At 63.8% G+C, this 12,676-nt stretch carries 15 protein-coding genes and 1 pseudogene; 3 read left to right on the top strand and 13 right to left on the bottom strand.

The window, feature by feature from the left end:
• Window positions 1–98: 98 nt before the first annotated feature.
• A complete protein-coding gene (locus ABZ789_RS00505; protein ID WP_358417361.1) occupies window positions 99–761 on the bottom strand; it encodes a hypothetical protein in 663 nt (220 codons plus the stop codon).
• A gap of 142 nt (window positions 762–903) precedes the next feature.
• On the opposite strand from ABZ789_RS00505, the gene ABZ789_RS00500 reads away from it, so the two are divergent.
• Window positions 904–1,749 carry a hypothetical protein gene (locus ABZ789_RS00500; protein ID WP_358417358.1) on the top strand — a complete coding sequence of 282 codons (846 nt, stop codon included), beginning with the start codon at window positions 904–906 and terminating at the stop codon, window positions 1,747–1,749.
• On the opposite strand, the gene ABZ789_RS00495 is transcribed toward ABZ789_RS00500, so the two are convergent.
• Window positions 1,746–2,534, bottom strand: a complete 789-nt coding sequence (locus ABZ789_RS00495) for a recombinase family protein (protein WP_358417355.1) — start codon at window positions 2,532–2,534, stop codon at window positions 1,746–1,748. The two genes, ABZ789_RS00500 and ABZ789_RS00495, sit on opposite strands and share 4 nt — an antisense overlap.
• 348 nt (window positions 2,535–2,882) lie before the next feature.
• Between ABZ789_RS00495 and ABZ789_RS00490 the strand changes: the two genes are divergently transcribed.
• Together ABZ789_RS00490 and ABZ789_RS00485 are read left to right on the top strand one after the other, a co-directional pair.
• The gene (locus ABZ789_RS00490) at window positions 2,883–3,350 is read left to right on the top strand and encodes a hypothetical protein (RefSeq protein ID WP_358417352.1); all 468 of its coding nucleotides are present in this window, start codon (window positions 2,883–2,885) and stop codon (window positions 3,348–3,350) included.
• A gap of 97 nt (window positions 3,351–3,447) precedes the next feature.
• Window positions 3,448–3,807 carry a hypothetical protein gene (locus tag ABZ789_RS00485; RefSeq protein ID WP_358417350.1) on the top strand — a complete coding sequence of 120 codons (360 nt, stop codon included), beginning with the start codon at window positions 3,448–3,450 and terminating at the stop codon, window positions 3,805–3,807.
• A 68-nt stretch (window positions 3,808–3,875) separates the two neighbouring features.
• Here ABZ789_RS00485 and ABZ789_RS00480 read toward each other — a convergent pair whose 3' ends face one another.
• The 11 genes and pseudogenes from ABZ789_RS00480 to lepB form a co-directional block, all read right to left on the bottom strand.
• On the bottom strand, window positions 3,876–4,484 hold the full coding sequence (locus ABZ789_RS00480; protein WP_358417347.1) for a hypothetical protein: 609 nt from the start codon (window positions 4,482–4,484) through the stop codon (window positions 3,876–3,878).
• A gap of 841 nt (window positions 4,485–5,325) precedes the next feature.
• Window positions 5,326–5,931 carry a hypothetical protein gene (locus tag ABZ789_RS00475; protein ID WP_358417344.1) on the bottom strand — a complete coding sequence of 202 codons (606 nt, stop codon included), beginning with the start codon at window positions 5,929–5,931 and terminating at the stop codon, window positions 5,326–5,328.
• Between the two features lie 235 nt (window positions 5,932–6,166).
• Complete coding sequence (locus ABZ789_RS00470) at window positions 6,167–6,406, bottom strand: HNH endonuclease signature motif containing protein (protein ID WP_358417341.1); 240 nt, start codon at window positions 6,404–6,406, stop codon at window positions 6,167–6,169.
• A 326-nt stretch (window positions 6,407–6,732) separates the two neighbouring features.
• On the bottom strand, window positions 6,733–6,876 hold the full coding sequence (locus ABZ789_RS00465) for a hypothetical protein (RefSeq protein ID WP_358417338.1): 144 nt from the start codon (window positions 6,874–6,876) through the stop codon (window positions 6,733–6,735).
• A complete protein-coding gene (locus ABZ789_RS00460; RefSeq protein WP_358417335.1) occupies window positions 6,869–7,072 on the bottom strand; it encodes a hypothetical protein in 204 nt (67 codons plus the stop codon). The genes ABZ789_RS00465 and ABZ789_RS00460 overlap by 8 nt, the downstream gene beginning before the upstream one ends.
• Window positions 7,073–7,225: 153 nt before the next feature.
• The gene (locus ABZ789_RS00455; RefSeq protein WP_358417332.1) at window positions 7,226–8,716 is read right to left on the bottom strand and encodes a recombinase family protein; all 1,491 of its coding nucleotides are present in this window, start codon (window positions 8,714–8,716) and stop codon (window positions 7,226–7,228) included.
• Window positions 8,717–8,759: 43 nt separating this feature from the next.
• Window positions 8,760–10,184: pseudogene (locus ABZ789_RS00450) on the bottom strand (YifB family Mg chelatase-like AAA ATPase); the annotation flags it as partial.
• Window positions 10,184–10,558 (bottom strand): YraN family protein, encoded by a 375-nt coding sequence (locus tag ABZ789_RS00445; protein WP_358417329.1) that lies wholly within the window; start codon window positions 10,556–10,558, stop codon window positions 10,184–10,186. The gene ABZ789_RS00445 and the pseudogene ABZ789_RS00450, both read right to left, overlap by 1 nt.
• 171 nt (window positions 10,559–10,729) lie before the next feature.
• Entirely contained in the window at window positions 10,730–11,044 is a 315-nt protein-coding gene (locus tag ABZ789_RS00440; RefSeq protein WP_006550963.1) for a DUF2469 domain-containing protein, read from the bottom strand.
• A 37-nt stretch (window positions 11,045–11,081) separates the two neighbouring features.
• Entirely contained in the window at window positions 11,082–11,834 is a 753-nt protein-coding gene (locus ABZ789_RS00435) for a ribonuclease HII (RefSeq protein ID WP_358417326.1), read from the bottom strand.
• Window positions 11,831–12,676, bottom strand: a complete 846-nt coding sequence (gene lepB / locus ABZ789_RS00430; protein ID WP_358417323.1) for a signal peptidase I — start codon at window positions 12,674–12,676, stop codon at window positions 11,831–11,833. Before lepB ends, ABZ789_RS00435 begins: the two co-directional genes overlap by 4 nt.

Genomic DNA, 12,676 nt, shown 5'->3' with positions numbered 1-12,676 from the left:
GCGCTACGCGGAGTTACAGGCAGTGATCGGCTAGCAGCACCAAGCCGCCGAATAGGAGATACCCCAACACTCACTCGGGGCATCTCCCACAACCGTCCTCACATGGGCAAAGACTGCATCGCATCCATCACTAACTGAGGAAGCGCTTCACCACCGGCAGTCGCAGTAGCCATCGCCGCCGCGCTGAAGGCTTTTCCAAGCATCTCCCGCACGCGCACCCAATTCGATCTGCCGGCCTCCAGGCGCAGCGTCTCTACTATCTCGGTCGCTTCACGGGCCTGCTCATCATCAACACCTCGATCGGCGACCGCCTTCGCCAGCATGTCGGCGACCGCGTTCACCTTTTCGATCGTTACTCTGGCATCGAACGACTGCGTGACATGCGTCGACCCGGCAGCGACGTTCCCCGTCACGTTGCCGTGGAAGGTGATGTTGTTTGTTGTGTTCGCAGGTACGCGAGCTTCGAACTGGTCCCGCACCGAAACACCTCTGTCTGCATACAGTTCGCCATCTGCGGTGATCATCGGACGCGCTACGCCACCGCCCATGACGGCGGTGCCCTTAATGAAGCCTCGGTCCCGGAGATGAGTTGTCGCCTTCGCGACCTCTTCTCGCGTGATCGGTCTCCCCTCCCATCCGACTGCTTCCATGACGTCGTCCACGTGGGGCACCGGAGCGTGCGCCCCCTCCGCTGTACGTAAGTACAGCCACTTCAGGACCGCGTCACGGACGTTCCACTGCCGTTCGACTGCTTCGCTCACATTTCCCCTTAACTCGCGGTCCCTCCCGACGAGGTGGAAGTGTAAGGAGTGGCACCGACACAATCGGTACATTTCGCCACGAGCACTAATCACTACTTCAGGAGCGAGCTTGGGAGTCCGGCCGACCGCAGAAGTCTCATACATGGCACTGCGCCGAAGAGCGAAGGCGATTCAGCACTTCGTCGAGCAAAAGCGAGTATGGGTACCAGCCGCGGCCCTCGGCATCGTTCTCGGTTCGTTCGCGTCCGGTCTTCTCGCAGCAGCAGCGGCACGCGGAAGTCTAGGTAGTAGCGCGTTCTGGCGCATCGTCGCCCAGCCGCTTGCCACTCTCGGAACGGGCCTCCTCGCGGTCGTCGCGGCCACCTTCGCGCTCGCAGGGGTTCTTCTCACTCAACGCACGCACGTGAACACCACGAAAGCTCAGCTGCGGCAACAACGCGCCGCGATGATTCGCCAAGAAAGGCAACACAGGGCGCAGCTCGATCAGCAGCTCAAGGCGATGGCAGCTCAGCAATCCCAGCATGAGGCGCAACTTTCTGCTCAAGCCGAGGTCGAGCGCAAGAAGCACCGGCGGGAAGCTACCTTCGAGGCGCTGCGTTCAACTGTGTCGTCAGTGATCTCAGTTCGAGACGCATGCATCGCGATCGATAGGGCGATCGACGAGGACTTGACAGTTCCGGCGTCTCTGAGAGAGGCGTCGAAGAATCTGGTGCGCGACCCGGCCGCACCTCCGGAGCTCGGGTTACACGAGAAGGAAGCTGCGCGTGCGTGCGAGTCTGCGCGAGCGCGTCTGACCGCGGACTCCGCTCTCCTACTCCTCCTCGACATGGAGGACTCGTATAAAGCGGTGATGAAGTTCAACAACGCAGTCGGTGCACGACTGAATCAGTCGCCTAGTGCGAAAACAACCGAGACTGAACTCCACATGATCGCTGCTACCTTCACGACCGCCATCGGATCACTGCGCGGAAAATACGACCAAATCTAGGGGTTCGACGCATGCGTTTGCGACAAGTCGGTGGTCGCTTCCTCGCGTCGTTGAACTCCTAGGCCAAGTTCGACGCGCAACTCGGTGGCGTTGTCGCTCTCTACTACAGCCTTGATCGTCGCCGGGTACCAGGTTGCCTTACCCCGAGAGGTCGGGATGCCGTCGGCCATTAGTCCGTCGGCGATCGCCTGAAAGGTACGGCCTTCGGTTCGCTCGGTGACTATTCGACGAGTGACCTCAAGCGCTAGCGACGGCTCCGCACCTAGCCGCTCTCCCCGGGCGCGTTTCGCCGCGAGCGCATCCTTCGTCCTGGATGAGATCAGACGCCGTTCGTACTGGCTACCCGAGATGATGATGTTCGCCGCCATCTCGCCCGCTGGGGTGCTCGTGTCGAGATCGAGGTCGGCGAAGTGCAAGGCCCATTGTTCGGTGCGAGCCTGGTCCATGAGGCTGGCACCGTCGACGACGGACCGACTGAGACGATCCATCTTTGCTACCAGCAGGCCGGCGACCTGCCCCGACCGCACCGCCTTAAGAGCCGCTAGCGCCCCGGGACGACCCTTGAGGGACTTGGCGCTGATCCCCTCGTCGACGTACTCGCCAACAACCTTTAGTCCCTTCCGTGCGGCGTAATCGGCAATCGTGGCCCGTTGAGCTTCGAGTCCGAGGCCTGAGGCAGCTTGTTCGCTCGTCGACACTCGCAAGTACGCGACGACAGTTCCTTCGGGAGCTATAACCCGGCCGCGTCGTCGACGAGCGGGAGTACCTCGACGAGATGTGCTCACGCCCCCAATTTAACATTGACGGTCGTCAATGTTAAGAAGGAGTCGAAGATTCGGGAGTCGCAACAGCGCATAAGGCATCGACTGCACCTTCTACTCGCGCAATAAATGTCGGGCTCGCGACCAGCCCTCCGCTTTCAATTTCGTCGAGTAGCCGAGAAAGGCTGCGAGCGGCATAAGAGGCAGCCTCGAGGCGCTGCTCAGCATGAGGACGTGTCACAGATTCAACTCTGCCTTCCTCCCCCCGACACTTCCACGGAAGTGAGTGCCTGTTGGGGGAGCAACTCCTTGATCCCCGGCGTCGAAGTTAGAACTCGTGTGCCTCTCGTTCCGAGGACATAAAGTCACCCCGTGGGCTACTTGCTGACATGGAATGGCGACCAGGAGAACTTCTCCGACGAAGAACTACAGATGTTGATTCGCGAGACTGCGGGCAGTCGCACCTGCGAATTCGGGTGGAGTGCCGGACGCCGGGTTAATCCTCTTCCCGCCGGTGCTCGGGTGTTCCTGCTGAGGCAAGATACTGAACACGGCATCTTCGGAAGCGGTCATCTCGACGATGGCCTGATCTACCACGACAACCCCTACTGGCCCTCCTCCATCAATGTCACGTTCGACAAGGTCGTTTCGATCGCCGATCGTTTACCTCGCGAAGAGCTCATGAAGGCGAATCCCGAGGGTGGCTGGAAGCAAGCACAGCAATCGTGTTGGCCCCTATCCGCCACCGACGAAGCGTTGTTGGAGAAACTGTGGTCGGCTCACCTACGAAAGTTGGGGGTCGCGACTCTGCGGAAGCGGCCCGGGAAACACCGCCGATAGGACGTATTGATCGCTGTCTACACCGTGTACCGGAAGGCCGGGCCGTCCCGACCCTCGTCGACTGGTGGCAGTAACTAAAGTCGGGGATGATCGCGGAATGGGTTTACACCTGCAGCTCGGTGAGAAGATCACGTCGAAAGGATCGACACTGAGGGTCACAGACCTCGACGTGGTGACACTTACGGTCCTACGCCCCCTGCTTATCGGCATCGCCTTATCCGGCGGCACCATCCACTACTCGGACGTAATCAAGGCTTTGGAGTTGCCGTACGCCACCAACGGGCTGGGACGCGTACTCGACCTGTTGTCCGAAGACTGCTTCCGCCGCGGCGAGCCTTCCCTTGCCGCGCTCGTCGTGTCTCAGTCGACCGGCGAGGTGGGGTCGGCTTTCGGGGGCAATCCGAGTTCCGAACGTACGAACGTATACAAGCACTGGCGAGATGTCGTCAGTACCTGAACCGGCAGACGGGGCCGCTTCGCTCAACCCCCCGTGTGCCGGTGGCTACGACGTCATGACCCCCGCAATCAGTGCTTCCCATCCACCCTCTTGAACTCCTGTCCGCCGAGCATGAACAGAGCCTTGTCCACGTCACGCGGGCACCATCCCGTCCCCTTAGTGCTGTTCACCCGCTCCGCCAGTTCGCACACGATCGTCATGAACCGGCTGTACCGGGCGTCCACGTCGACGTATCCCAACTCGCCGAGTGCCGCCACCGCCCGCCGGTCGTACACGGCCATACGATCGGAAGCTCCGGCGGTCAGAATCGCAGAGGCGACAGCCGGCCCGTGCTGACACCCCGGCAACTTCAGCAGCTCCCGCCGCGCCTCTTTCGCCGCGACGGGAGGCGCTGCACTGTAGTCCCGAGCACGGTCGAGAGCTGCACCGGTGATCGTGCGAACTTCCCGATCCGGCAAAGTGTTCAGCTCGCGGGTCCATCGGGTGTTCAGGTTGAGCCGCTTCCACAGCATCAGCGCACCGATGTCGGCCTTGCCGATCGAGCCGGTGCGCTCCGCCCGATCCTGTACCTCGACGAGTACCTCGTCGTAGTACGACCCGCTCCCGACGCTGGGATACCGCGAGTGTGCCTCGACGAGGACAGCGACGATGTCGAGGGGATCAATGTTCGCGCTCATACCGAGACGGTAGACGCCTCCCCCGCGACTGCCCCCGCAGCCCGGCTACACAGATGCCTGTCCCAGCACCGCACCACCGGGCATAGAGTGTCGCCGTGGCGAAACCCAGCATCCGCACTTCGAGTAGGGACTTCGGCAGGAAAGGACAACGCAATATGCCCCCTCCTGACAGAGCGAGGTGGGACTTGTCTGTCAGGAGGGGGGCATATGGGTACTTCGTATAGGTGAAGGTATCCGCCCCCAAACGACGTGCTGCTCTTCGTCGAAAGGGGAGAGTTGTCAACCCTTGGAAGTGTGGGTGCTGCTGCTCTCGGATTCAGCGTGGACAGTCTCCTCGGTAAGTGGATGTGAGTACCCCTGCGGGGCCTGCTTCCGGTGTCGACAACCCCACATGCACGCTGCGGGTATTAGTCGCTTGCGTCGGTTGCCGGGTGTCTGTACTGCTTTCACCTGCCCCACCGGCTCGACATCGCCTGGTGAGAGTCGCTCTGCGCGCCCTGAGCGGGTGGGTCCGCCTTGGACCCGCTCGCAGTGAAAGCTCTTGATTGCCCTTTGGTCTCGCTACACCCGGGGGCCAGCCGGTGGCTCAAGAGGTGTTTGCATCCGAGATCGCGTCACGGAACCTCCAACCACACAGCGTGGTTGCAGCCGTTTCCGGTAGGCTGTCACCTGTAAATTGTTGTGTCACCGTTGACGTTACCGGACGGATTAGGCGTCCGCTGGTCTGACCGGAAACCGATACGAAGTCAGGTCCTCCTCCACCGCGGAAGGAGGACTTGATCTTTCCCACCCGGAGGGTCGACCGGTACGTGTCGAGCTGTACCAGCGGCAGGATCGCCGCCTATCCCTCGGTAGGGACCGACTCGTCCAACTTCCGCAGAATCTGCCCCCACATCTCGCGAGGCACGACTGCCTTCACCGCAGCGGTGATCCGCTGGAGCTGGAGCAGCATGTCAGCGATGTCGGGACTGTTCGAAGTCTCCTGAGCGATGGCGTGGAGCTTCTCCGCAGCCCGCAGCCCGGTCTCCACGCTCACGGTCGTGTCGTCGTCGACAAGGTGCTCGAACGCCTTCTGCATGACGATCTCGAACATCGCGACCGGCGTCAGCGCGACCGCCAGGCCATCGGCGAAGTCAATGCGGTTCTCCCGGGCGCGGCGTTCGAGGACCTCCCGATAAGTGGCCGCAGCGGTCTGCTGCACCGGAAAGTGCCGCTCGCAGTGCCGACGGACGGAGTCGACCGTGACCCTCTGCTCGCCGGACGTGGCGTCCTCACTGGTGAGAGCCCGGACGATGCCCGCATACGACGCTCCCCGCGCTAACATCTCGTTCACCGTCCCGCGGACCTGATCGTCCCGGCACACCCGACAGCGCGGCTCAATCCGCGGATTGTGCGCCGACAAAAGCGTCTCGTTGACGAGGTCGTCGACGACCTGTGACTCAGGCATGCTGATATCCCTCCCTACCGAGGTCTGTTTGCGCCTTCACTACTTACTGCTTGTCCGTGCACCTGGACGGCACTACGGCGCACTTGACTGTGACCGCCGTGCAGCCGCGGACGGGCAGGCGCGGTCTCATTTTCGAAGCTGGACTTGGTTCCGAGTGAGGGGAAGCGACGCGTCCAGCCTGCTTTCCGATACTCCGGCGCACGCCGGGAGTAGATCGCGTCGTGCGCCGTATCGGTCATGACGCCGCCGCCCACAACATGATCCGACCCGCCCGAAAGTCGGCGATCGCACGGCGGTCGGAGGCGTGAAGCTTCTTCCCGTTGCACCGCATACAAATCGGGCGGCAGTTGGCGAGGTCGTGCGATCCCCCCGCGGCGACCGGGATACGGTGATCGAGCTGATCCCAGGGACCACCGCAGTCGAAGCACCGATCGCCGTGCGCCGCGATCAGTTCTTCACGGTTGAACGAATCCATGATCGGGGTTAGCCCATGTCTCCGGCAGCGGGCACGGTAGCGCGCCTCCCATCCGAGGTGCGGGTGGGCACGCCGGTGCTCGCGCTGCCGATCAAGAATTTGCCCGCGGTGATGCCGGTACCGCTGACGTTCATATTCGGCCCTACAGGCCGCGCACACGCCGCGGTAGCCAGACGGCCGGCAGCGGTCTACGGCGAACTCCCGCAGAGGCCGAACGACATTGCATGCGTAGCACGTCTCGAAGTCCGTAGAATCGCCGATAGAGGCTTCGCCGCCCTGGTGATCCGCCCTGCCCCGTCCGGCGGGGCGGATTTTGTTCCTGGACTTCACCGCCGATCGCCTCCCCCGAGGACGGCCTGGATCGAGGCGAGCTGTTCCTGGCTGAGTTTGGGAGCGCGATCAACCAACTCCTTTGCCGCCTGGAACGTCTTCTCGTCGAAGTTCGGGAATATCGCTCGCAAGTCAGGCACGGCGACCACCCGCCTGCTCCTGCTCTCGAAGCCACCGCTCGACCGCTTCGCGGCGGTAATAGACCTTGTGTCCGATCCGTACGTGAGGCGGCCACTCTCCCCCGCCGGTACGTCCCCTGGCCTCCCCGGCCGACGAGATGCCCATCCACTGGGCGAACCTCCGCCGCGACATCAACTCGCTCGTGCCACTGCTCATAATCAGTCCCTGATCGGTCGATGGCGACCGTCGCCGAGCGAGACGATGTGTCCCTCTCTCTCCTTAATGCGGGAGATAGGGATCAAACGAGCATGACTGCGCGCAAATTATTGCGAGGTCCATCCACTGGGAGCACTACGGTTTCGTGGGCGGTCAGGTAGTGACCGGAGACTCGGGTACGCGCCAGGCCACCGTGACGGACTCCGGATGGAAAGTGCGTACGCCCCGGCCGACAGGGTGGATCAGAATTTCCTCGAATAGGAGGTTGATAACGGCGCGCTTGCGGGCCGTCGACATCGTTCGCCAGGTTGTCTCGACATCCCGCGATGTTACGAGTGGTCCGATGATGTCGCCCCGACCCAGTTGGGCGATTCGCTGCTGGAGGTCGGCCTCGCGCTCGCGTAGGCGTGTGGTCATGGCTTTGACCTGACGTGCGTCTAAGACTCCGTCTGCGAACTCGAGTGGAACCGCGTCTAGTCGCCTGCGTACTCCGTTGAGTTCAGCGATCAGCGGGGCTGCCGACTCTCTATCGGCAGTCCTCGCGAAAACCACAATCGCGTCGGGCTCCAGCAGACGCTTCAGGGTCAATAGTTCGATATAACTGTCGATCGGTGCCGAAAGCCGAGCGACATGAGCGCCTGAGCGGCAGCGATAGCCAGGCTTCCCATGCCCTGCTGCACCTCCGTGCACATATTCACCGCACCCTGGAATACCGCATCTAGCGACGTTAGTCAGCAGACGCTTGCTGCCTTTAGCAAGCTTCCAACGACTGGGATCGACGAGTACGTCGACTACTGCGTGCCAGGTTTCCTCGGAGACTATCGCCGGCCATTGGGCCTTTCCGACGATGCCCAGTCTCGGGTTCTGCCGTATCGCGGCTCGGTTCGACACGGCAGCGCCTGTCCGAGGCTTAGCAGGGTTGGAAGCTCCCGGGCGGTACCGGCGCAGTCCCGCATGTCGTGGGTTGGTGAGAACGTCGCGAACGGTACTGTGCGTCCACTTCGATTCTCCGCTGCCGTCTCGCCGCTTCTGAGTGGGGGCGACCCCCAAGGCGTTCCAGCGCCGCGCCACCGAAGTACACGACTCCCCCGCCAGGATGTCGTCACATGCCCGTCGGATCAGCTCAGCTTCGGACTCACAGACCGTCACGCCATCGGCTTCATATCCAAACGGACGTCGTCCACCCACCCACCGTCCTTGCTTCGCAGCTTGCTCCGCCGCGGACCGTTGACGGGCACTCTTGCGCTCTACCTCCCCCTGTGCGACGGAACACAGGATTCGGGCGGTGGTGCGCCCCCCGTCTGTTCCGGTGTCAATGCCTTCAGCAGTGCTGACCACCCGCACTCCGTGCGGCGAACACCGCTCCAGCACCGTCTCAAGCTCAATCATCCGTCGAAGCAACCGGTCGAGATGGCGCACTACCACCACGTCGGCTTCACCCTCGTCTACGAGCGACATCATGCGGTCGAACTCCGGTCGACGTTTGCCGGAGGTGGCACTCACGTCGTTGTCGACGAACTCCCCTACGATCTCCCACCCCATCGCGTTGACGTACCGCAGAACATCTTCGCGCTGACGATCGATCGCGAGCTCATCGCCGGAACGGTCCATTGATTGACGCAGGTACACCGCGGCTTTCGTCACATCTCGATCGTATCGAGTTCTCCGTTGAAATATGTGTTTTCTAAGTCCACGCGACCCGCAGTGCCCGATCGGCCCCGCGGGCGGTGATCGCCCCCTTACGCAGCGCCCGTTCGACGGGCTCGAGCGCGGCGCGAGGTAGCCGGAACTTCTGCCGGAGTGCAGGTCCGGGGACTTCGGCATTTGTCGCCCATCCGTAATCGGCCCACCTTTCGGCCGCAGCGGCTCTCGCTCGGGCGACGCGCGCCCGGACGTCGTCGGTGCTCTCGCCCGTCTCCCACATCAGCGCGCTCGTCGCGACAGCCTGCATCCGGACCCGCAGGTCCACGCGGTCGAGGAGCGGGCCGGACAGTCGTCCCAGATAGCGGCGCCGGGCGCTCGGCGCGCACACGCAGTCGGCATCGCGCGGGGGTGCGCACGGGCACGGGTTGGCCGCGAGGATCAGCTGGAACCGGGCTGGATAGCGTGCGACGCCGTCGCGCCGCGCGATGCGCACCTCCCCGTCCTCGAGAGGTGTGCGCAACACTTCGAGGGTTTTCGTGCCCATCTCGGCGACCTCGTCGAGGAACAGCACTCCGCGGTGTGCCCGGCTCACCGCACCGGGTTTCGCCATTCCGGTCCCACCGCCGATCAGTGCGCTCACCGACGCCGTGTGGTGTGGCGCGATGAAGGGTGGTTCGGTCACCAGTGGCCGATCGCCGGTGAGCGTGCCCGCCACCGAGTGGATGGCTGTCACCTCGAGGGCGTGTCGCTCGTCGAGGTCCGGAAGAATTCCCGGAAGCCTTTGCGCAAGCATCGTTTTGCCGATTCCGGGCGGGCCGGTCAACATCAGGTGGTGTGCGCCGGCCGCAGCGACCTCGATTGCGCGGCGCGCCTCGTGCTGGCCCACCACCTCGCTGAGATCGCCACGCACCGCACGCGGCGGCACGGCACGAGGATCGGGCCGTTCGAGCGGACCGTCACCCTGGAGCCACAACACGAGATCACGCAACGTCTCGGCCCCGTACACGTCGATGCCCTCGACGAGCGCCGCCTCGGTCATAGTCGCGATCGGCACCACCACGCGCGACCAGCCGTGCTTCTTCGCGGTGAGCACAGCGGGCAGCACCCCGCGCACCGGACGAACCCGCCCGTCGAGCGCTAGCTCGCCGAGCAGCACCGTCCGCGTCACGGCCTCGGCCGGCACGACATCCGCGGCGTCGAGCACTGCGCATGCCAGACCGAGATCGTAGACACTGCCGACCTTCGGCAAGGTGGCCGGTGAGAGCGCGAGAACCACCTTCGAATCCGGCCACTTGGCACCGGAATTCGCCACAGCGGCACGCACGCGGTCGCGTGATTCCTGGAGCGCGGTATCGGGCAGTCCGACCATCGTGACCCCAGGCAGGCCCCGGCCGATGTCCGCTTCGATCTCGACGACTTGACCGTCGATCCCCGAGACCGCGACCGACCACGCTCGTCCGAGTGCCATCAGAGCACCTGCCTGCGGTGGGTGATCTCGGGTGTGTGCCCCCTCGTGAGCAGAACGGTCACCACGTCGACGCGGATGTGCGACCAGCGGCGGGACTGCTCCGACAGCCACATCCCGGCCAGCCGGCGGATACGCTCGGTCTTGACCGGTGTCACCGCCTCGGCGGGTGTTCCGTATCCGGTTCCGGTGCGTGTCTTGACCTCGACGAAGACGACCGCCGCACCGTCCTGCGCGATCAGGTCGAGTTCGCCGTATCGGCTCCGCCAATTCCGTTCGAGAACGACCATGCCGGCCGATTCGAGAAACTCCGCGGCGAGGTCCTCGCCTCGTGCACCCAGTGCCCGATTGTGCCCTGTCCCATGTCTCCCCTGCATGCCCTCACTGTGGAGTAGCGCAACCGGCTGCAACGGCCACCGGGCGCGGAATCGGGGGGTCTGTGGATGACTGCGGTCCCTGTGGACAACCGCGGACGACGCGCCGCCGAGGGCGGCTCCGTGTCGGACGTCCGGTTAGGATGCGCCCCGCCCGACGCGAACCGGTAGTCGTCAGCCCAGCTTGTCGGGCAGTCTCAGTTCGGGCTTGTCGAGTTCTTCGATGTTGACGTCCTTGAACGTGATGACTCGGACGTGCTTCACGAAACGCGCAGGGCGGTACATGTCCCACACCCAGGCATCGGACATACGTACCTCGAAGTACACCTCGCCGTTGGCGTTGTGCGGCAGCAACTCGACCGCATTCGCCAGGTAGAACCGGCGCTCGGTCTCCACGACATACGCGAACTGACCGACGATGTCCCGGTACTCCCTGTACAGCGAGAGTTCCATCTCGGTTTCGTACTTCTCGAGATCTTCGGCACTCATCGGTCTCGGTGTCCTCCCAATCTGGTGTGTCCTGCAATCATCCCGCATCCGCCTCGTCGGTGAAGAATCGACGCCTCACGTCGTCGGTGAAGAATCGGCCCCTCACATCGTCGGCGAACAATCGGCGCCTGGCTGCGGGCACTCCGCACACCGCACGCACGTTGGCCCACGACCGCCGGTGATGCGGCGACGGGCCGTGCTCGGCCAACGCTGCCATATGGGTCGGCGTGCTGTAACCCTTGTGTAGTGCGAAACCGTACTCCGGGCTCTCACCGTCGAGTTCGACCATCATCCGATCTCGTGTGACCTTGGCCAGCACGCTGGCCGCCGCGATACACGCGGCCGCCGCATCACCACCGATCACGGGCAGGGACGGAGCCGGCAGTCCAGGCACACGGAAACCGTCGGTGAGGACATATCCCGGCGGAGTCGACAGACGTGCCACCGCGCGTCGCATGCCCTCGATGTTCGCCACATGGATGCCGATCGCGTCGACCTCGGTCGCGGGGACGACCACCACACTCCACGCGAGTGCGCGGCGCACGATGACCGAGTACAACTCCTCGCGCGTCCGCTCGGTCAGCTTCTTGGAGTCGTCGAGGCGGTCGAGCGCGGCGTGCGGCCGGTCGCCGAGCACACATGCAGCGACGACCAGAGGGCCCGCGCACGCCCCACGACCGGCTTCGTCCACTCCTGCGACCGGCCCGAGGCCGCAGCGCACGAGGGCGGACTCCATCGTTCGCAGTCCCGAGGACCGGCGGATCACAGGTCGCGGTGGCCAAGCAGTCACGAGGGCAGGATCTCCGGTGAATCGATCAGGCCCCATCGGCCGGGAGGCAGCACGATGAAGCGGGCTTTTCCGATGACATTCTCCAGGGGGATGGCACCTTGGTTCTCGTCACCGACGTGGTATCGGGAGTCGGCGGAGTTGCTCCGATTGTCCCCCATCACCCAGACATGTCCTTCAGGGACCGTGACGGGCCCGAAACACCGCCCGGACTTCACCTCGGTCTCACACGTGACGACACCCGGGGTGAAGGGGAAATCCATGGTCACATACGGCTCGTCGAGCGGCACCCCGTCGACCATGACACGTCCTTGGTCGTCGCAGCACTCTACAGTCTGCCCGCCGACCGCGATCACGCGCTTGACGAGATCGTTCTCGTCCGGGGGGACGACACCGACGAGCGAGCCGATCTCCTGCAGTCCGCGCAGGACGACGTTGTCGGACCGCGTCGAGACGTACCCTTCGGACCACGATTCCGGGCCCTCGAAGACGATGACGTCGCCGGGGCGGGGATCGGTGAAGTGGTATCCGACCTTCTCCACGACGATGCGGTCGCCGGTGCAGCCAGGGCACCCGTGCAGTGTCGGCTCCATCGATTCCGACGGGATGAGGTAGACCCGCGCCACGAACGTCTGCAGCAGGAAACTCAGGGCCAGCGCGACCACGACGAGAATCGGTAACTCACGCCAGAAGGACTTCTGCTTCTTGTCCCTCGATCGAGTGTTGCTCGATGGCGGGTCCTCGCGCCGGTGATGTGCACCTTCGGCTCGATCACTGCGAGCCGAGCCTCGAACGTCGTTGCGGTTCGCATCCGGGTCGCCCGGATCGTGCGGGGAATCTGCCAC

The sequence above is a fragment of the Rhodococcus sp. NPDC047139 genome (assembly GCF_040643435.1).
In the GTDB taxonomy this organism is placed as follows: domain Bacteria; phylum Actinomycetota; class Actinomycetes; order Mycobacteriales; family Mycobacteriaceae; genus Rhodococcus.
Note: the sequence above shows the minus strand (reverse complement) of the source record. Positions and strands in the feature narration are given on the sequence as shown.